This is a genomic window from Microvirga sp. CF3062 (genome assembly GCF_036314045.1).
In the GTDB taxonomy this organism is placed as follows: domain Bacteria; phylum Pseudomonadota; class Alphaproteobacteria; order Rhizobiales; family Beijerinckiaceae; genus Microvirga.
Map to the genome: position 1 here is coordinate 20,345 of NZ_JAYGGN010000009.1, position 20,168 is coordinate 40,512.

Consider the following 20,168-nt stretch of genomic DNA (forward strand, 5'->3'; position numbering starts at 1 on the left):
TCGGATCCGAGGTCCGTCAGGCCTCGGTTTCCAGTAGGGTGAGTGCGGCCGTCTTCTCTGCATCGCCCGCCACCTCGCTCAACATCCAGTCGCGGAATGCCTCGATCTTAGGGGAGCGACGCCGGGCTTTCGGATAGACCAGCCAGTACCCACGCTCGGACGTGGCGAGCAGCTCGAAGGGCTGAACAAGACGTCCCGCAGCAAGATCGCCGGGAAAGAAATACGGGTTGATCAGGGCGAACCCCTGCCCTGCCATAGCGGCCGTGCCCTCGAATTGCTGAGCGCCAAGATAGTTGTCGGGACGCTGCGAGGGATCGAAGTCCTGCACCCCGGCCGCAGCAAACCAATCCTGCCACCACGGATCGTTCGGCGAGATGATCGGGAATCTCAGGATGTCGGAAGGCTGTTTGAGTGTGATACCCCGGATCAACTCGGGGCTACAGACCGGCGTGAACAGGTTCGGGAACAGAAGATGCGCCTCCAGGCCTGGCCAGTTCCCATTCCCGCTCCTGATCGCCAGGTCGAAGTCACTCTGACCGAAATCCACCACCTGCCCTGAGATATTGATCTGAACGGCAATATCCGGATGAAGCTGTTGAAAACGGCCCAGCCGGGGAACCAGCCAATTGGCCGCAAAAGTGGTGAGCGTCGAGATCGAGAGAACGGTTTGAGCCGTCGCTTCGATGCCCGCAAAGGCAGTGCGCAGAGCTTCAAACGCCTCCGTCACGGCAGGAGCCAGTTGCCGTCCTTTCGCCGTGAGGGTGACTTGGCGCGGCAGGCGGACGAACAGGGGTGCGCCGATCCGATCTTCGAGAATCTTGATCTGATAGCTCACGGCAGCTTGGGTCATGCCCAGTTCCTCGGCTGCCCGGGTAAAGCTCTGGTGCCGCGCCGCGGCCTCGAAGACTCTGACGGCGCTCATGGGAGGAAGTTTCGACGGCATCTTGGGCATAGATCATCCATAAGGCTGCCTTATGCCAGCCCATTGGCATTTGCTTTGTCAAGCTACCGTAACAGGCGCACCTTACGGATGCTTGATCGAGGGCTCTGGAAGCTCTCTGACGAAACAAATCGGTAGGCTGTCATGAGGTACGAAGAGACTCGCCGCTTGCGCGGTATCGAGAGCGCTTGGCTGCGCCTAAAATTCTGGCTCCTCCCGGATCCTCTCAGGAGCGATACGGTTATTTCGGATCTGAGCCACCTGTCAGACCATGAGCGGCGGGACATCGGACTGCCCGATCCGGTCCGCTACATGGACTGGCGCGCGCTCAAGGATCAGAAATAGCTTTCGCGATCAGGATGTCAGACGGCTCGGCTTGAGCTCACCGCTCTGCTCCAGCAAGGAGTGGCCGGTGGAGGCGATGTGAGCCTCGATACGCTTCAGATCACGTACAATATCAAGCTGAAGCGTGCCGGTGTCCCCTGCCGTCCTGCCGGATCGAAGCTGATCGAGATGCTTCTGTGCCACAGCGCGTTCGAGATCCCGGAACCGTTCCTTCTCGGAGACCAGCTTGCGGGCCGAGCCGATGTCCTGGAACATGAGAACCGACGCGGCCAGCTGCAGGTGCTCCAGCAGCTTGCCGTGCATGCTGGTGATGTCATCCAGACTGTCCTTCGGCAGGCGCAGGTGGTTCTTGATGCGTTTGGCGGCAAGCTCCATCAGGTTCTTGTCGATGATGTCGCCCACATGCTCCAGGTTGATGGCGAAGGCGAGGATATCCGAGAGGCGCTTCGCCTCCGCCTCGCTTAGGGCCTCATGGTTGATAGAGCTGAGATAGCGTCTGATGGCGCTGAAAAGCCGGTCGAGCACGTCGTCCGTACGGCTCACCTGGTCGACACGGCTGATGTCGTCTTCCCTAAAGAGATCCTGAGAGCTGCGCAGCATCGATTCGACCGTGTCGACCATGCGAAGAACCTCGCGGGCTGCGTTCGACAGGGCGACCGGAGGCGTGTCCAAGGCGTCCTTATCCAGGTATTGCGGCACTCCTGGGTCGGAGGCCTGGAGCTTTTCCGGGAACAGCCTGACAAGCAGCTTTGCGATCCATGGCAGCGGCAGGATGAAGGCGGCCGCCACGACGATGTTGAAGATCGTGTGGAAGTTTGCTGCGAGACGCGCCGGGTTCGGATCGAATGCCACCATTGCGGAGAGGATCGGGTCGATCAGCGGAATAGCCACGGCGCAGCCAATGACCCGGGTGGCCAGATTGCCGACGGGCACGCGGATCTTGGCCGGGTCTCCTCCCATTGCCTCGATAAATGGATTGAGAGCGCTGCCGAGATTGGCGCCGAGCACCATCACAAGTGCCGCCGATGGCCCGATGACGCCGGCTGCGGCCAGCGACATGATCAGCAGCATCGCGGCGACGCTGGAATGGGCAATCCATGCGAGGAAGGCTGAAAGAAGTACCAGGATCAGCGGATCGGACGCGATGGACGCAAGGAGCTCCTTGAGGATGATCGAATCCTCAATCAGATGGATCGTCTCGCTCAGGAGGCGCAGCGAAAGCAGCATCAGGCCGAGCCCGATAGCCACGCGCCCGAGATCCTTGATTCGGCTCGACTTTCCGCGCCGGTAGGCCGTGAAGCCCGCGATGATCAGGATAGGGAAGATTAGGGAGACGTCGAAGGAAAGCACCTGCACGATCAGAGTTGTGCCGACATTCGCCCCGAGCATCACGGCAAGAGCCGGAACGATGTCTACTGCTCCTCCGGCCGTGAAAGACGCCACCATCAGGGCTGTCGCCGTGCTGCTTTGAAGGACGGTCGTGACGCCGACGCCTGCCAGAAAGGCCTGGAGGCGAGTTCTCAATGCTATTCCCAAGATCCAGCGCAGATCGCTGCCGAAAGCGCGTTGCACCCCGCTGTTGACCATGGTGATGCCCCAGAGAAGCAGGGCAATCTCACCGAAAAGGTGGATCAAGACGGAAGTTGCAGACATTCAGCCCTCGGGGATCGGAAAAGACGGCACAATCGCCCTGCTTACCGCTCAAAAGCCATGACCGCAATAAGGTTGCCGGCTAATAATGGGCATCTGCAGCTTGAGAGTCACGAGATTTTGGAACTGGCGGCGGAGAGGGAGACATCGCAGCCAGGATCCGAGGCATAACCCATTTTTGGCTAATAGGTTCAAAGATTTGAGCCTATGTACCTTCTCCGAGCGGCCCAATGTAGATGTGGAGCAATTTGGCTACTCCCAACGCATGCCGCCACCCTCGAAATGACGTCTGCTCTTTTCCACAATTAGCCGGTACGCATGAGTATCCGACACGGCCAAGTCTTGAGGGTCGCATTCTTGATGATGGACAGTATCTCACTGGTGAGCGTGCGAGGGGGCGAGATGGGTTTGGACGATCCATTTCCGATCGAGAAATGCTCCGGACGCGTCCGGGGGGCCATCCTGGCAGAGTTCCAGGGCCGGTGCCCCACGATCCGGGAGGTGGCCAGTATCTCCGATGCCCAGTGGCTAACGGTGCCCAATATCGGCCCGACAACCCTGGAGGAGTTACGCAGCATGACGCAGCAAATTCCCAACGGAGTGGATGACGCCTCTACCGCCAGCATGCCTGACAGTGAACTTCTGTCGCGATTGAACAGGGTGCAGAGGGAATTGAATCTACTGGTCGGGGAAATCCGGGCAAGACTGAATGTCGCCTCCTCACGACGAACGCCGCATCGATAAAGGCGTGATCTCTTACAACAGGGAAGCCTTCTGAAGGATAGATGGGCAGCCCTCACCTGTTCGTAGCTCGAGTTGGTACATTTCATCAGGAACTTCGTGTCAGCTTAATAGCAAATTCAGGTGCTGTATTTTAGGTAATCTCATAACAATTTATATATTCTATATCTAATTTCACGTTGGGCAATCTGCTGGAAACTTAAGCAGCAATTGACTTTACGTCATGAAACGGATTGATAGGCTCCAACTAAGGGGTGGCACGCTCTGACTTCACTGCGGTAGCTCATTCCGGTCTAGGGGCAAGTTGCATGTCTGGCGTAGTTCGCGCTCTCGAGTTCATCATCAATCAGGATGAACTGATCGGGAAGACCGGTTCCGTGTATGAGATCGGGACACCGGCAGTTAAGTTTCTCGTCGAGCAACTGGCGGATGGCACCCTTCAATTGACCGCATCCGTCTTCGACAACGACGGGGGCACGGATACAGACACTGCCGACCTGCGGGGCATTTTCTTCCACATTGCTGGCATTGAAGACAATTCCGCAGATGAGACATGGCTGAAGGGTCTCTCGATCGCTGGATCAGGCAGCAGCGCCTCCTTCATCGAAGGGCGTGCATTGGACGCCGATGGGGTTGCCTCCGTACCGGGCGCTGGAAACAGCGATAATATGAACGGCCGTCCCCTGACTCCCTACGATGTGGGAATCGGGATCGGCACATCCGGCATCGGGCGTGATGACGTCAAGACGGTCACGATCATCCTCGACCATGTCACTGAAAACCTGACCCTTGAGCACTTAGCTCTGCAGGGCTTTGGCGCGCGTCTTACGAGCGTCGGCGCGGACGGAACCAAGCGCGACGACAGCCTCAAGCTTTGGGGACTGGCACCCTCCGCGCCGCCTCTCACACCTCCGGCAGGACCGACCGGTTCTCTCTCAGGACGGGTATGGCTCGACCTCGACAAGGATGGCGTCCAGGATGACGGCGGCCAGGAAGTTGGCCTGTCCGGAGTCGAGGTCAAGCTCATCGATTTCAGCGGCAAGATCGTTTCGATTGTCGTGACGGGCGACGACGGCGAGTACCGGTTCAGTGATGTGTCCTATGGGACCTACAATGTTCAGTTCGGCAAGGGTCCTGACGGAACATACCAGTTCACCAACCTGGATGCCGGCTCTGATGATACCCTGGACAGCGATGCCGATGCGAGCACCGGCCGCACAGTCTCCTACATGATCGATGAAACGACGAGGCATGTCACGGCCGTCGATGCCGGGCTGTCCAAGGTCGAGGTCCAACTTCCCGTCGTTGTTCCTCCGCAGGAGATCGGAAACGACGACCTCATCGAAGCAGGCGACCACGATGATTTCATTCATGGTGGCAGCGGCAACGACGAGATGCAGGGTGAAGGCGGCAACGACACGATCTACGGCGGCACGGATCGCGGCGAGATCGCCTGGAATCCGGGCAACGGAAAGCTGAAAAAGGTCCTTATTGGCGACAACCTCTACGGCAATGACGGTCAGGATACCTATCGCTATGCTAAGGGCGATGGCGTCGACATGATCTGGGACTTCAGGCCCGGTGATGATGTCATTGAGCTGACAGGTTACTCCCTCAAGGACATCAAGGCGACTTGGGTCGGCAAGGTTGCAAACTGGATCGACACCCCGAAGCACAACAAGCTTGCGCTGGTGTTCAGCGACGGCGGCGCCATCGTCTTCAACGACTACTCTGGACTGGACAGCAGTTCCGCCTCGGCCCTCAAGCTCAGTGACGGCACGGTCGTTAAATTCGCGGATCTGATCGCGATGGCGGGCCGCAAGCCGGCGGACCTTGAGGTCAATGACGAGCGGCAGGTGGCTCTTCGCAAGTATGAGTGGCGTGATGTCGGCAAGGGTCAGAACGGCTTTGGCGGCAATGACCGGGACAAGCTGATCGGCGCAGACGGGGATGACAATCTCTACGGCAATGAGGGTGTCAACGGCCTGAACGGCAAAGAAGGCAACGATCAGCTGTTCGGGGGCAATACCCGCGACGTGATGATCGGCGGAAACGGCGACGATATCGGCTACGGCAATGGCGGCGATGACCTGATCGTTGGCGGTGCCGGCTCAGACAGGCTCTACGGCACAGGCGGTGCAGATTATATCTTCGGTGACGAGATGCCCTCAGGTTTCGTTCTGCCGTCGACCTTCGCTGGCGATCTCGTCTGGCTTCAGGAAGAGAAGACCGTTGTCACCTCCTCGAGCATGACGCTCGTGAGCGATGCCATCAACATCACCGCCTCCGGTACAACCGCCCTCACGCTGACCGGCAACAGCCTGAACAACGTGATGATCGGTAATGCCGGAAAGAACATGATCGCCGCCGTCGAAGGCGACGACATGGTCTTTGGCGGTTACGGCAACGACACCCTGTCCGGAGGCACCGGCAAGGACAAATTCGTTTTCGACCAGAAGCTGGGAAGTTCCTCGACCGACAGGAGGGTGAACTTCGACACGATTACCGACTTCAAGATGAAGGACGATAAATTCTACCTCAATGACGCCGTGTTCAAGAAGCTGGGCAAAGGATCGCCCGACAAGCCGTCGCTGTTGAGCAAGAACTTCTTCACTGTCGGAACGCAGGCCAAGGATAAGAACGACTATTTGGTCTACGACAAAAAGACCGGCATTCTCTCCTATGATGCGGATGGCTCGGGCACGAAAGCCAAGGCGGTCGAGTTCGCCAAGATCGATGCCGACATCACCCTGAAGCACAGCCACTTCTATCTGATCTGACGGTCCAAAAAGCCGTCACTGGACTTATGTGAAAAGAGGCGCCCATGCACTGGGCGCCTCTTTTCTTATGAAAACGTCCCCTTCAGAACTGCCCGTCAAATTGCAAAGAGCAGCACAGCACGTGTTCCCGCGTGCTGCTTGTCGAACTCGATGGCCGATTGCAGATTGGACGCCATGGCTCTTACGATCTTTGTGCCAAGCCCGCTCCCCTGCACTTCTCCGTCGCCCCTCCAGCCGATGCCGTCATCCTCCACGACAAGAACCACCTTCTCGCCGGACGACGACAGAGTAACACGGATGTCGCCAGATGCGCCCTCCGGGTAAGCATACTTGAAGGCGTTAGTGACGAGTTCTGTCACGATGACTCCAACGGAGACAGCCTTGTCGGTGGGAATCGAGATAGGTTCCGCCAAAACCCTGATCGTATGCACGCGACCGGCGGCCCGCATGGCACCTTCCAGTTCCTCAACGAGCCCTTGCAGGTAGGTGTCCATCTCGACGAAACGAACGTCGTTCGACGTGTAGAGACGGCGATGGATCTGCGAGATGGCCGTAATCCGGCTCTGGGTTTCGGTCAGGGTGTCCCTGGCGATCGTATCGTTTCCAAGCGCCCTCTGCTGCATGGCCACCAGGGAGGCAACCAGCTGCAGGCTATTGGCGACGCGGTGGTTGACCTCGCGAAGAAGCATCTCTGCCCGCTCTCGAGCCTCGCGCATTTCCCGCTCGGCCGCTTCCTTCTCGCGTCGGAGGCGTGCGGCCGCAAGCGCCTGCTCGGCGGCCGTGCGAAGAAGATCAAGGAAGACCCCGCCGACATCCTTGATCACGTAATCAGCTGCGCCTGCCTTGAGAGCGGCAACTGCGATCCGGCCTTCATCGGCGCCGGTCACGTAGACGACCGGCGGAGGGTCGGAGAGCTTGTGAATCTCGGTGAGAACCTCCAGACCCTCCTTGCCTGGCATGAAGTGGTCCAAAGCGATCACATCGAAGCGCTCGGCGGCGAGCTGGCTGAGTCCCTCGTCCCCGCTCAAAGCATGCCTGACATGGAAGCCGTGACGTGAGAGGGACCGCTCGACGAGCCGACCAAGTCCGTGGTCGTCATCGATGTACAGGAGCCGGATCGGCGGGCTTTCTGTATAACCTTCGATCATAGCGTCTCGGGAACCTGAATGACCGACAGGAAAAGTCCCAACTGGCGTATCGCCTGGGAAAACGATTCGTATTCGACCGGTTTCGTTATGTAGACATTGGCGCCGAGATCATAGCAGCGCTGGATCTCGCGCTGATCGTCGGTGGTCGTGAGCACAACGACCGGTGCGCGCTTCAACTTTTCGTCGGCCTTCAGCTTGATGAGAATGTCCACACCGTTCATGTCCGGCAGGTTCAGATCCAGCAGAACGAGAAACGGCCCAGCATTGCGAACATCTTCGCTGAACAGATGCTCCAGGGCGCTCGTCCCGCTCGCAAAGGTCCGGATCTCGTTACAGACGCCCGCGCGGCGAATGTTCTTCTCGATCAGGCGGGCGTGTCCCTCGTCGTCTTCGACCATAATGATGATGACGGGTTGTTGCTGAGGCATTAGGCGGCTTCCGAAGGCATGCTGATGTATTTTGGCAGAACGACCGTGAAGGTAGAGCCCTGCCCCGGTCGCGATGACACGTTAATCGTGCCGCCAAGCCTTCGCACGAGCGCGCGCACATGCGCAAGCCCGATGCCCTCCCCCTGCTGGTCCTGAGCGCCGGAGCGCCGAAACAGGTCGAAAATCCGTTCAAAATCCTTAGGGTCGATCCCGCGCCCGTTGTCCTGGATTTCGTACCGAACATTGCCGCCAAGATCCCTGCCACGCACCTCAATTCGGCCCAGCCGGGCCGGATCGAGATACTTTACGGCGTTTTCGATCAGATTTCCGAAGACCTGTTCGACGGCGAGGCGGTCGCTTGTTATATCCGGGACAGCATCGATGACGAGCTCCGCCCTGCGCTCCTGCAGCTGATGTGCGACGCTTTGGCGCTGGGCCTCGAGCAGTTGGCGCATGCTGAGCGGCTCCGGCATGAGCACGCGCCTGCCTTCGCGGGAAAGTTTCAGGATGGCGTTGATCAGCTTGTCCATCTTAACGGTCGAGGACCGAATAAACCTGATTGCCTCCGGCAGGTCCGTCTCAACAGCCGTGCGAACCTCCGGTGTGACCAGCTGAGGATCCTTCCCGAGAACATTTCGGTAGAAGCGCTCCACCTCTGCCTGGGCGGCCTCAAGTTCGCTCGTGAATCCCATGACATTGACGAGGGGCGCCCTGAGATCATGGCTCACGATATAGGCAAAGCGCTGAATTTCCTCATTCGCCTCATCCAGCTCAGCCACCCGCTCGGCCAGCATCGACGCAAGACGGCGTGTCTCCTCCTGAGCCTGCTTGAGGTCATGGATATCTGTGCAACTGCCGTACCACCGAACAATGCGCCCCTTGTCGTCGCGCAGCGGCTGAGCCTGCCCTAAAACCCAGCGGTACTCGCCCGAGCGATGCCGAAGCCGGTATTCGATGTGATAGGGCTCCCCGGTTTCCAGGCATTGGCGCCAGACACCCCAAGCCTTTTCCTGATCTTCCGGATGGAACATGCCGTTCCATCCTTCGCCATCGGTCGTGCCTTCGGGGACACCTGTATATTCGTACCAGCGCTGATTGTAGTAATCGTGGAAGCCGTTCGGCTGCGTTGCCCAGATCATCTGGTCGATGGAGTTGGCAATCACACGGAAACGTTCCTCACTTTCGTGCAGGGCCTCCTCGTTCCGCTTCTGCTCGGTCACGTCGTGGCCCTGGACGAAGATTCCAGACACCTTGCTGTCCGGGTCGAAGATCGGTTGGTAGACGAAATCGAGAAAGCGCTCCTCAGGAGCACCGCCGGAGCTTGGCGCCAGGACAATCCTGATGCTCCGGCCAACGAAGGGCTGTCCGCTCTGATGCACGCGGTCGAGGAGTGTCGTGAAGCCCTGATCGACGACTTCGGGGAGAGCCTCACGGACGGTCTTTCCGACGATGTCCTCGCGACCGACCAGCCGCAGATACGCTGCATTGGCCATTGTGAATACATGGTCCGGACCGCTGAGGGCGGCCATGAAGCCAGGAGCCTGTTCGAAGAGGCCTCGCAGGTGCTGCCGCTCCTCGGTCAGTACCTGATTAGCCTCCTGCACCGCTTGCGCCCGGCGGAGCATGCCCGTCTCGATCAGGACGGATGCCCCTGTCGACAAGCCGGAGGTTCGAGCGAGAACTCTCAGGCGCTGAAGCTCCGTCACATCGACCGTGTGCTGGAGGATGAAGGTCATCTCGCCCGCATGGTTGAAGAGAGGTGTGTGTGTCGCGCTCCAGAAGCGTTCCTCGAAACCCTGGCCGTTAGGCAGCGGGATGGCGTATTCGATCAGCGGGAGATGGTCGGCGATCTTCTCGCGGATGACCTTTTCGAAGGAATTCCGCAGCTGGCGATGGCTCGGCGAATCCGGATCGCTGGGGAAGGCATCGAACATGTTGCGTCCGATAAGATCGTCCCGCTCCCGCATGGTGACCTGCAGGTAGGCGTCGTTCATGCCGACGATGTTGAGGGAGAGGTCCAGCAGCACGTAAGGATTCGGGGATGCGCTGAACAGCGCCTCGAAATTGATGGTCTTCAAGAACTTAAGCTGGAGAGCATCCAGCCTCCCTGTCTCATGCCGGGCGGAGCCTCTCCATACTTAGGTATTGTCCGATTGAGAGCCATGGGAGGCGCTAACGATAACGGCACCTGTGACCTATCCGACACTACCTATTCGACACTCTTGGCGGCGATTACGCCTTTTCGGGCAACTAGCCTGCCCGCGCAGCTGCGGCGCAACAAAACCTTGGCCACACGCGTTCCGCTGCAAGGCAAAGGTTCATTGCCTCTATGGAAAGGGAAGCCAGTCGATGTTGGATGGAGCAGGCAGCTCAGGACCTCCCCCTGAACCGGGAGCATTCGCACGGTTGCAGGCTCGTCTGCCTCCAATGTTTCGTGGTTTTTTGGATCAGGACACTCCTCGGACGGTCGTCATCGTTCCGAGCCTGACCATGGATCGGGAGGTCCTCGCCAACATCTCAGGCGCGCATCACTACGAAGAGCGGATGCTCTGCTACCTGATGCTCCTGCGGCTGCCCCGAACACAGATCATCTACGTGACGAGCCACACGATCCCGGAGCCCATCATCGATTATTACCTGCACCTGCTGCCGGGGATTCCGGCGCAGCATGCAAGGAAGCGTCTGACCCTTTTGTCCTGCCATGACGGTTCACAGACATCGCTGACAGAGAAAATCATCGATCGCCCTCGCCTGCAGCAGCGGATCCGGGATGCCATTCCTGATCCGTCTTCTGCCTACATGATCTGCTTCAACGTCACGGAACTGGAGCGCGACCTTGCGCTCAGCCTCGACCTGCCGATCTATGGCTGCGACCCGGACCTGTTGTCCTTAGGATCCAAAAGTGGCTCGCGGAAAATCTTCCGGGAGGCAGGCATTGCAATGCCTGAGGGATTTGAGGATCTCTTCACGCAGGATCAGATCGTGGATGCCCTGCTGGAGCTGAAGCAACGCCGACCTGCCATCAGACGAGCGGTCGTGAAGCTCAATGAGGGTTTTTCAGGCGAGGGCAATGCAGTCTTCGCCTATGAAGGCGTCCCCGAAGGAGCCGAGCTGCGGAGCTGGATCCGCGGCCGCCTTCCTCACCTGGCCTTCGAGGCCAAGGATATGACCTGGGAGCTGTTCGAGGAAAAGCTCTCCGTCATGGGTGGCATCGCGGAGGAGTTCATCGACGGGGAGGTCAAGCGCTCCCCTTCGGCCCAGTTCCGCATCGACCCGCTCGGGCAGCTTGAGCCCGTCTCGACCCATGATCAGGTTCTCGGCGGCGAGAGCGGACAGGTCTTCCTCGGCTGCACCTTTCCGGCCGATGAGCAATACCGCCTCGAAATCCAGGAGAATGGTCTGAAGGCAGCGCGAGTGTTGGCCGAAAAGGGCGTCTGCGGACGCTTCGCCGTCGACTTCTTGTCGGTTCTGGAAGGCAACGAGTGGCGCCACTACGCTATCGAGATCAACCTGAGGCGCGGGGGAACGACCCATCCGTTCATGATGCTCGAGTTCCTCACGGACGGCTGCTACGATCCGGCCACGGGCAACTTCCTCACCCCGGCCGGTCACCCCCGCTGCTACTACGCCTCCGACAACCTCGAATCGCCGCTCTATCGTGGCCTCACTCCCGGGGACCTGATCGACATCGCAGCCATCAACAGGCTGCACTTCGATGGAGCCTGCCAGAAGGGTGTCGTGTTCCACCTGATCGGCGCCCTGTCGGAGTTCGGCAAGCTCGGCGTCCTCTGCATCGCTCCCTCCCACGATGAAACGAAAGCGCTCTACCGGCGCACGACCGAGGTGCTCGACCGGGAAAGCACCGCGGCCTGACCCGCAGGTTCAGCCCTCGTAGGTGATCCGAATCCGATCCGCTGCCTGGCGCGCCCGCTCGCGGGCCTCCTCAACTGTACTCCCGGACGCCAGGGCGACGCCCATGCGGCGGTGCTTGCGGGTCGTCGGCTTGCCGAACAGGCGGACCTCTACGTCCGCTTCTTCGGAAGCAAGCTCCAACGCCTCGCGCAGCCCCAGAATCGAGAACCGTTCGGCCTCGCGATCCGCCAGGATCACAGCCGATGCGCTCGGTCCGTTGAGCCGGATAGGCGGGATCGGCAGCCCCAGGACGGCGCGGGCATGGAGATCGAACTCGGAGAGGTTCTGAGACAGGAGCGTAACGAGACCCGTATCGTGCGGGCGCGGCGAAAGCTCCGAGAAGATCACCTCGTCACGGGTGACGAAGAACTCGACGCCGAAGATCCCGTAGCCACCCAGGTTGTCGACGACCTTGCGGGCCATCTCCTTGGCATCATCGAGCAGCTTCTCGGTCATCGGCGTCGGCTGCCAGGATTCCTGGTAATCCCCCCGCTCCTGCCGGTGCCCGATGGGCTCGCAGAAAGAGACGCCCTCGCGGGAGCGGATCGTCAGCAGGGTGATCTCATATTCAAAAGCAACGAATTCCTCGACGATCACCTTCTTGCGGTCGCCCCGCATGTTGGCCACGGCATCGCTCCAGGCCGGCTCCAGCTGATCGGCTGTCCGCACGGTGCTCTGGCCTTTGCCCGAGGAGGACATAACTGGCTTGATGACACAGGGCAGGCCCGTGTGCTCAGCTCCGACCCTCACCTCCTCCAAGCTCTCCGCATACCGGTACTTGGACGTGCGCAGCCCAAGCTCGGTGGCAGCAAGCTCGCGGATCCGGTCCCGGTTCATGGTCAGCGAGGCGGCACGGGCGGAGGGCACGACCGTAAAGCCCTTATCCTCGAACTCCTGCAGAACCTCGGTCCGGATCGCCTCGATCTCGGGCACGATGAAATCGGGCCGGTGCTTCTCGATGGCTTGCCTCAGTGCATCCGCATCCAGCATGGAGAACACCTCCGCCTCATCCGACACCTGCATGGCAGGTGCGTTCGCATAGCTGTCGCAGGCCACCACATGGCATCCATACCGCTTGGCCGAAATCACGAACTCCTTGCCGAGCTCACCGGATCCGAGAAGGAGAATTTTGGCAGTAAGCACGGGAATGCCTTTCGTCTGATTCCGGGCGAGGATGGCACTGGACGCCTCAGCCGCTCGATATGGTCGAATCCGTGCCGGACGAAAAGAGGAATTGTGATGTCAGCCCTGCATCAGTGCCCATCTGGTAGGCGCCACGCCTTGAAAACCTTTGTTGCTGGCTGATTTCCACGCCTCTCCATGGATCCCGCTTCCTCCAGCCGCGTTCAAGAGCATCGAGGGAGTTTCAGCCTCGCTTGCGCTGAGTGCAGCCCTGCCGTCTCAACCATGCATTACGCAAACCTGAGGGTCGTGAGTTAAGGCTCTGCACAGGAGAAGCCCGATGCTAGCCAAGAAGAAACCTTCGGAAACCCAGAACCGACGCGTTACCCGCGTCGACCCTCCTGCCCTTGAGGAAGCCATTGCGGCGGCCCAGGGTCTGACGGAGGATGTAGAGAGCCAGGTCGAGATCGCGGCCCAGCTCATGGGCATGCCTGAGGACGAGGTCAGGCCTGAGGTCATGAGGGCCGCAGTTCCTACCCCGGTCCGCCGACCTGTGCGCTTGGCAGACCGTTTCTCCATGGGCGAACGCAATGAGGGACCGAAGGTCGTAGTGGTCGAACGCAAGCGCCCCCGCCTCGTCATCCCGCGATAACCCTGTTATCCTGTTCTCCCGCTCGGTGGCGCTGGCCCGATTGGCTGGCGCCTTTGCCTTTTCTAACCGCCCCTCCTGCGGGATCGCCTGAATATGGTCAAAGGTATTGTTCTCGCCTTCCTCGCCTTTGCGGTCTTCGCCTGGGGCGACGCCATCGTGAAGGCCATCGGCCATGGCCTCGACCCGTTCGAGGTTACCTTTTTCGGATATCTCATCCCGCTGATCCTCTCCCCCGTTTTCATGAAGTCGGGCGACAGCGTTCTCGATATCGTGCGCTGGAAAAGACCCTGGCTCATGGGTCTGAGGGTGTTCCTGCTCGCGGTCACGACGCCGTTGAGCGTCATCGCGTTCCGGAGCCTGCCTTTTGCGGAAGCCTTTGCGCTTCTCTTCCTCATGCCCAGCCTAGTGACAGTTCTTTCGATCTTCATCCTGAAGGAGCACGTCCGCTGGCGGCGCGGCCTTGCTGTCTGCGCCGCCTTCATCGGGGTGCTGATCATCGTGCGTCCCGGGTTCAGGGAGCTTCTGCCCGGACATATCGCAGCCCTCGCTGCCGCTTTATGCGCGGCTGGAGGGGTCATTTCCGGCCGCATGATCGGCCAGACGGAAAAACGCTTCACCCTGATCAGCACTGTATTCCTTGGGACGACCGCTATTGCCGGCGTGCTGATGATCCCAGGCTTCATGTGGCCAACAGCCGATCAGTGGATTCTGCTCCTCGCCTTTGCGGCCACGGCCTTCGTCGCGCAGGCTCTTTTCATCGTGGCGACTATGTACGCTCCAGCCGACCGCCTGGGAGCGGCCCAGTACAGCCAGATCCTCTGGGCCCTGGTCATCGGCGCCCTCTTCTTCGACGAGTGGCCTGACGCCTTGGCCTTGTTCGGCATCCTCATCGTGGTCGCAGCCGGCCTGTTCATCTTTGCCCGAGAGCAAACCCTCAAACGGGGCCGGCCGGATGCAGAATCATTGCCCGAAACAGTGCCCCCCACGCCAGCGGTAGCATCTGCGCCACAGTGATACGGCCAACTGCCATGGGTGCGACTTCTGCGGCACCCGCGTTCACTCGCCTGCCCCGCGCCCTATGTCCCTGAGCGGCAATCTTTGAGGCTCGGGCCGGAGAGGCAGGGTGGCTTTCGTGACAGGCGCGTATATCAACCGGATCGGCACGGCTGTGCCTGAGCATGACGTCCATCAGACCTTCATCGGTTTCGTCGACCACTTCCTGCCCGAGCGAAAGGACAAGCTCCTATTCAGGCGCATGGTGCAGCGCTCCGGGATCGAGCATCGCTACTCGACCCTTACACCCAGTGAGAATCTGGACATCGCTGCCGATCAGGAGGGCTTCTTTCAACCGGGGCAGTTTGCCGGGACGGCTGCCCGTATGGAGCGCTTCGAAACCCACGCAATCGAGCTTGCCCAGAAGGCTGTTGAAGCCCTCGATCTGGGCGGTGATCTCTCCTCTCTCTCCCATCTGGTTGTGGCATCCTGTACCGGCTTCACCGCTCCGGGGCTCGATCAGCAGCTGATGGAACGGCTCGGCCTCGATCCCGCTATCGAGCGCACCTTGGTCGGGTTCATGGGCTGCGCGGCGGCCGTCAATGCGTTGAAGCTGGCGCATCACATTGTCCGGTCAGAGCCCTCCGCGAAGGTGCTGGTCGTCAATCTGGAGCTCTGCACCCTACACCTTCAGGAGACCGACAACCTCGAGGTCATCCTGGGTGCCCTGCTCTTCGGCGACGGATGCGCCGCGAGCCTCGTTTCCGCCGAACCACGGGGCATTGCCCTCAAGGATTTCCGCGTGACGACAATTCCGGACACGCAAGATCTCATCACGTGGCGGATCGGCGATGCCGGCTTTGAAATGAGCCTGTCCGGCGAAGTGCCGCAGCAGATCACGAAAGCGCTTCGCCATGAGGCGACCCGCAACGATGATGGCGGCATCCTGCGTGGGCAGCACAAGGACGACTTCGACCTCTGGGCCGTTCACGCCGGAGGTCGCACGATCCTCGACGCGGTCGAGCAGGGTCTTGAGCTTGCGCCCGAGGCTCTGCGCTGGTCCCGCGGCGTCTTGCGGGATTTCGGCAATATGTCGTCCGCCACCTTGATGTTCGTGCTCGACCGCATGATGCAGCAGGCGCCGCCGGATTCGAGAGGTTTCGGAATGGCCTTCGGGCCCGGACTGGTTGCCGAAACCTTCCGGTTCGACATCGCAGGATAACACGGACATGGGCCGGAGCTTCGCCGAGCGCAGCCACGAGACGGAGCTGATGGATACCGAAGCCGTCAGCTTCGAGGATTACCGGGCCTGCCTCAAGGATCTCGCCACTGTCAACGCTTTGACCCTTACCCATGGCCCGATTCTGGGATGGCTCGATCACGCGACGCGCAGCCTGGCACGAAATGAGCGTGTGACGGTTCTCGATGTCGGCTACGGCTATGGCGATCTCCTGCGCAAGATTCATGCATGGAGCCGCCGCAAGGGCCGTCCCGTCGATCTGGTCGGGGTCGACCTCAATCCCATGAGCGAACCGATTGCCCAAGCCGCCACACCCTCTGATGTCATGATCGAGTACCGGACGGGCAATGTCTTCGACTATAAGCCGGAACGGCCGATCGACTTCGTGATCAGCTCTCAGACGACGCATCACATGTCAAACGAGGAGCTCGCAGCCTTCATCCGCTGGATGGAACAGGTGACTGTTCGGGGCTGGTACATTGCCGATCTGCACCGCCATCCCGTTCCATTCCACGTTTTCGGCACCCTCGCCCGCGTCGCCCGCTGGCACCGCTTCGTCCAGCATGACGGGCCTGTCTCCATCGCCCGTAGCTTTCGGAAAGAGGACTGGGAGAGAATCCTGCAAGCGGCAGGTCTTGCGCCTGGAGCGGCGGAAATCCGTTGGCACGTCCCATTCCGCCTGTGCGTGAGCCGGCTCAAATGAGCCGCCACCACACCGAGAAGATCGTGATCGTTGGCGGAGGGCTCGCCGGCGCCTCTGCCGCTTGCATCCTGGGCAGGCAAGGACACTCGGCGCTTCTCCTCGAGCGCGATCCGGAGCCCCGGCACAAGGTGTGCGGCGAGTTCCTCAGCGTCGAGGCTCAGACCTATCTTGCCCATCTCGGCATCGATCTCGACGACCTTGGTGCGAGCCGGATTTCACGCCTTCGCCTGTATCATCGTGGGAAGCAGGCCGAAGCGGAACTGCCCTTCGTGGCTCGCGGCCTCTCCCGCAAGGTTCTCGATGAGGCGCTGCTGCGGAAGGTCATGTCGCTGGGCGCACGCGTCGAACGAGGGGTCATTGTCCGATCCATTACCGCCGATGAAACGCGCAGTTGGATCGATGCGGGTCCCTTCGGCACGATCCGAGCAGAGACTCTCTTTCTGGCCAGCGGCAAGCATGATGTCAGGGGCGTCAAACGCCCGGCGTCAGGATCCATCAATGATCTCATCGGCTTTAAGATGCATTACCGGCTGCCTGAGGAGCAGCTAACCGCGCTCGATGGCGCCATCGAGATCATCCTGTTCGAGGACGGCTATGCCGGGCTGCAGCTGATCGAGGATGGCATCGCCAATCTGTGCCTGGTCGTGACCCAGGAGCGCTTCGGGCGGATCGGCAAGAGCTGGGACAACCTGGTTGAACAGATCATCGGTGAGTGCCCGCGCCTGGCCGACCGGCTGCAGGACTCGCTGCCACTATTCGAGAAACCTCTGTCTATCTTTCAGATCCCCTACGGCTTTGTTCATCATCCCGACTTAGCCGAGCCCCAAGGCCTCTTCCGCCTCGGTGATCAGGTGGGCGTGATCCCCTCCTTCACCGGCGAGGGAATGTCGATGGCCCTGCACAGTGGGCATCTCGCTGCCTCGATGTTTCTGCGCCATGGTCACGCCAGCACGGATTTCCATCGGCAAATGGCCGCCGACGTCCAGAGTCAGGTTCGGCTTGCCTTTGTGCTTAACAAGGCTGCGCGTTTCGGACCAAGCCAGATGGTGCTCTTTCACCTTTGTCGGACATGGCCCTCCCTCATGCAGCAGGTTGCAGCCTTCACCCGCATCCAACAGGACTCCATGCGGAAAGCGCTGGCTCTGCCATGATCGTACCGCGCGAGGTTCAGACACCCGCTGCCATCGCAGAGCATTATGACGAGTTGGACCCGTTCTACCGCGAAATCTGGGGCGAGCATGTTCATCACGGCCTCTGGACCGATGGCCGAGAGACTCCGGACCAGGCAGTTGAAGCCCTCGTCGCCCATCTCGCAGGCACACTGGACCTAAAGCCCGGCCAGCACATCTGCGATGTCGGCTGCGGCTATGGCGCGACGGCAGAGTGGCTCGCGCGTCGCCACGATGTTCGCGTGACCGGAGTCACGCTCTCATCCGTACAGCTTCGGCAGGCACAGACGCGGAACGCCGTGTCGCCCCTGCTGCACTTCATCCAGCAGGACTGGCTCGAGAACACCTTCGAGAGTGAGACCTTCGACCATGTGATCGCCATCGAGAGCTCTGAGCACATGCCGGACAAGCAGCGCTTTTTCGACGAGGTCTTTCGTACCCTGCGCCCTGGCGGACGTTTCGCTGTCTACGCTTGGTTGGCTCGTGACGGTGCCCGTCCGTGGGAGGAACGCTATCTGCTGGAGCCGATCTGCCGCGAGGGGCGCCTGCCGGGCATGGGCAGCGAAGCGGAGTATCGCGCATGGGCCAGCAAAGCCGGCCTCGTAGTCGATGGGTTCGAAGACCTCAGCGTCAGGGTGAGGCGCACCTGGGCGCTCTGCACCGGGCGCATTGCGAAGAAGCTTGTGAAGCAGCCGCACTACAGACGCTACCTGCTGGACGCCCATGCCAAGAACCGCATCTTCGTCCTAAGCGTTCCGCGCATCTGGATTGCCTATCTGACTGGCTCGATGCGCTATGGTCTCCTGACAGCGCACAAACCAGGATAGCCCTCAAGAATCTCTAAGATTGGGCCGAACGAGCCAGCAATTCCGCCGTATCCGATGCACCCATCGCATCTGCCAGGGCCTCCGCCGTCAGACCGCCGGCATCGCGCGCCTGAACATCCGCGCCACGCGCCAGCAGCATCTCGACGATCTCGACCCGGTTGAACATAGCCGCCACCATGAGCGGGGTCTTGCCGCCGTCAGCCCGCCCGTTCACATCGGCTCCTCCATTGAGAAGGCTCTCCACCGATGCCATGTCGCCCTTGAAGGCTGCTCCCGCGAGCGGCGTCTGCCCGCGGTCGTTGGCAAGCTCGGGATCGGCGCCATGCTCAAGCAGAACCCGCACAGTCTCGGCATGCCCATGATAGCTCGCCAGCATCAGAAGCGAGTCGCCCTTCTCATTGCGAAGGTTGGGCGGCAGGCCCATGCGGAGAAGATCGCCAAGCTCCTGCACCTGCCCCGCTCGCGCGTGCTGGAAAACGCGCTGGGCGAAGGCAATGGTCTCCTCGTCCAATTCCGGCGCTGGTTTCGGCTGCTCGTCCGTCATCACATTTTCCCAGTCATGTGCTGTGGGGTGCTTGTCTAGATAGCGGTGAGGCGTCGAGCGAGAAGATCCAGAGCGGCGAGACCGTCGACGCCGAGGGCCACCTTCACAAGGTCTCCTTCAGGATTGATCGTGAGCGCTCCAGCCATCTCGGCGCCTCCCGTATCAACGCTTAGGCGAAGTTCCTCGACCCGGAAAAGTTCGGGCGAGAGGACGTACAACATCACGCAAGGGTCGTGGAGCGGACGGCTCTCCCGGCTCGTCTCAGCCTCGAAATAAGACTCGATGAGACTGGCAACCATGGTGGCCATAGGTTTTCCGCTCGCTGCCAGTCGCTCGACGAATTCCCGCGTGGCGCGCACGCGGCGGGTGACGTCGAGGGGAATGAGCACGAGTGGCAGGCCGGATGCGACGACGACCGCTGTCGCTTCGGGATCGGCCCATAGGTTGAACTCGGAGCGCGGTCCGACATTGCCGTGCTCGTGGATTGCGCCGCCCATGGCGATGATCCGGCCGATGCGCTTTGCAGCCGCAGGCCGTTCCAGAACGATGCGGGCGAGGTTCGTTAGTGGTCCGAGGGCGAGCACGTCGACCATGCCTTCCGGCTGATCGAGCAGGAAATCCGCCAGCCATTCCACGGCATGCGGGCTCTCGGGCGGCCGCGCGGGATCAGGCAAGGCAACCCCGCCGATGCCGTCCTCACCATGCAGGTTCAACGGCTCAGGTCCCATCCGCGACAGCGGCGCGGCGGCCCCTTGGAACACCGGAACATCCTCCCGCCCTGCAAACGCGAGAAGGCGGCCTGCGTTGCGCGTTGTGGTTTCGATGCCGATGTTGCCGGCCACGGTCGTGATCCCGGCGACAGTGAAGTCGGGCGAAGCGAGGGCCAGAAGGATGCCGATGGCATCGTCGATGCCGGGATCGGTGTCGATGACGGTCAAGCGGGGTTTTGCGAGGGTCATGATCGGGGTAGAAAC

At 60.6% G+C, this 20,168-nt stretch carries 17 protein-coding genes; 9 read left to right on the forward strand and 8 right to left on the reverse strand.

The features are described from left to right. Positions 1-16 precede the first annotated feature (16 nt). Entirely contained in the window at positions 17-943 is a 927-nt protein-coding gene (gene gcvA, locus VB618_RS15800) for a transcriptional regulator GcvA (RefSeq protein WP_442931830.1), read from the reverse strand. A 165-nt stretch (positions 944-1,108) separates the two neighbouring features. Between gcvA and VB618_RS15805 the strand changes: the two genes are divergently transcribed. Continuing rightward, entirely contained in the window at positions 1,109-1,285 is a 177-nt protein-coding gene (locus VB618_RS15805; RefSeq protein ID WP_329797682.1) for a hypothetical protein, read from the forward strand. A gap of 9 nt (positions 1,286-1,294) precedes the next feature. Here VB618_RS15805 and VB618_RS15810 read toward each other — a convergent pair whose 3' ends face one another. Then, positions 1,295-2,938 carry a Na/Pi cotransporter family protein gene (locus VB618_RS15810; protein WP_329797684.1) on the reverse strand — a complete coding sequence of 548 codons (1,644 nt, stop codon included), beginning with the start codon at positions 2,936-2,938 and terminating at the stop codon, positions 1,295-1,297. A gap of 1,046 nt (positions 2,939-3,984) precedes the next feature. Here VB618_RS15810 and VB618_RS15815 point away from each other — a divergent pair. Then, on the forward strand, positions 3,985-6,456 hold the full coding sequence (locus VB618_RS15815; RefSeq protein ID WP_329797685.1) for an SdrD B-like domain-containing protein: 2,472 nt from the start codon (positions 3,985-3,987) through the stop codon (positions 6,454-6,456). Positions 6,457-6,551: 95 nt separating this feature from the next. On the opposite strand, the gene VB618_RS15820 is transcribed toward VB618_RS15815, so the two are convergent. Genes VB618_RS15820 through VB618_RS15830 form a run of 3 tightly spaced genes read right to left on the reverse strand, consistent with a single transcriptional unit; the run spans position 6,552 to position 10,110 of the window. Then, complete coding sequence (locus VB618_RS15820; RefSeq protein WP_329797686.1) at positions 6,552-7,604, reverse strand: histidine kinase dimerization/phosphoacceptor domain -containing protein; 1,053 nt, start codon at positions 7,602-7,604, stop codon at positions 6,552-6,554. Beyond that, on the reverse strand, positions 7,601-8,032 hold the full coding sequence (locus tag VB618_RS15825; protein WP_329797687.1) for a response regulator: 432 nt from the start codon (positions 8,030-8,032) through the stop codon (positions 7,601-7,603). Before VB618_RS15825 ends, VB618_RS15820 begins: the two co-directional genes overlap by 4 nt. Then, positions 8,032-10,110 (reverse strand): PAS domain-containing sensor histidine kinase, encoded by a 2,079-nt coding sequence (locus VB618_RS15830; RefSeq protein ID WP_329797688.1) that lies wholly within the window; start codon positions 10,108-10,110, stop codon positions 8,032-8,034. Before VB618_RS15830 ends, VB618_RS15825 begins: the two co-directional genes overlap by 1 nt. A gap of 412 nt (positions 10,111-10,522) precedes the next feature. Between VB618_RS15830 and VB618_RS15835 the strand changes: the two genes are divergently transcribed. Beyond that, positions 10,523-11,905, forward strand: a complete 1,383-nt coding sequence (locus tag VB618_RS15835; RefSeq protein ID WP_329797689.1) for a peptide ligase PGM1-related protein — start codon at positions 10,523-10,525, stop codon at positions 11,903-11,905. Positions 11,906-11,914: 9 nt separating this feature from the next. On the opposite strand, the gene purT is transcribed toward VB618_RS15835, so the two are convergent. Next, positions 11,915-13,087 (reverse strand): formate-dependent phosphoribosylglycinamide formyltransferase, encoded by a 1,173-nt coding sequence (purT, locus tag VB618_RS15840; RefSeq protein ID WP_329797690.1) that lies wholly within the window; start codon positions 13,085-13,087, stop codon positions 11,915-11,917. Between the two features lie 319 nt (positions 13,088-13,406). Here purT and VB618_RS15845 point away from each other — a divergent pair, with 319 nt between their 5' ends. The 6 genes from VB618_RS15845 (at position 13,407) to VB618_RS15870 (ending at position 18,650) form a co-directional block, all read left to right on the forward strand. Next, complete coding sequence (locus VB618_RS15845) at positions 13,407-13,718, forward strand: hypothetical protein (RefSeq protein WP_329797691.1); 312 nt, start codon at positions 13,407-13,409, stop codon at positions 13,716-13,718. A gap of 93 nt (positions 13,719-13,811) precedes the next feature. Then, positions 13,812-14,732 (forward strand): DMT family transporter, encoded by a 921-nt coding sequence (locus VB618_RS15850; RefSeq protein ID WP_329797692.1) that lies wholly within the window; start codon positions 13,812-13,814, stop codon positions 14,730-14,732. Between the two features lie 109 nt (positions 14,733-14,841). After that, positions 14,842-15,933: a type III polyketide synthase gene (locus VB618_RS15855; protein WP_329797693.1), complete on the forward strand. Its 1,092-nt coding sequence runs from the start codon at positions 14,842-14,844 to the stop codon at positions 15,931-15,933. A gap of 7 nt (positions 15,934-15,940) precedes the next feature. After that, entirely contained in the window at positions 15,941-16,654 is a 714-nt protein-coding gene (locus VB618_RS15860) for a methyltransferase domain-containing protein (protein ID WP_329797694.1), read from the forward strand. Then, a complete protein-coding gene (locus VB618_RS15865) occupies positions 16,651-17,805 on the forward strand; it encodes an NAD(P)/FAD-dependent oxidoreductase (protein ID WP_329797695.1) in 1,155 nt (384 codons plus the stop codon). Before VB618_RS15860 ends, VB618_RS15865 begins: the two co-directional genes overlap by 4 nt. Further along, positions 17,802-18,650: an SAM-dependent methyltransferase gene (locus tag VB618_RS15870; RefSeq protein WP_329797696.1), complete on the forward strand. Its 849-nt coding sequence runs from the start codon at positions 17,802-17,804 to the stop codon at positions 18,648-18,650. Before VB618_RS15865 ends, VB618_RS15870 begins: the two co-directional genes overlap by 4 nt. A gap of 13 nt (positions 18,651-18,663) precedes the next feature. Here VB618_RS15870 and VB618_RS15875 read toward each other — a convergent pair whose 3' ends face one another. Both VB618_RS15875 and VB618_RS15880 read right to left on the reverse strand, forming a co-directional pair. Beyond that, the gene (locus VB618_RS15875; RefSeq protein ID WP_329797697.1) at positions 18,664-19,194 is read right to left on the reverse strand and encodes an ankyrin repeat domain-containing protein; all 531 of its coding nucleotides are present in this window, start codon (positions 19,192-19,194) and stop codon (positions 18,664-18,666) included. Positions 19,195-19,229: 35 nt separating this feature from the next. Then, complete coding sequence (locus VB618_RS15880; RefSeq protein WP_329797698.1) at positions 19,230-20,153, reverse strand: nucleoside hydrolase; 924 nt, start codon at positions 20,151-20,153, stop codon at positions 19,230-19,232. Between the last annotated feature and the right edge of the window lie 15 nt (positions 20,154-20,168).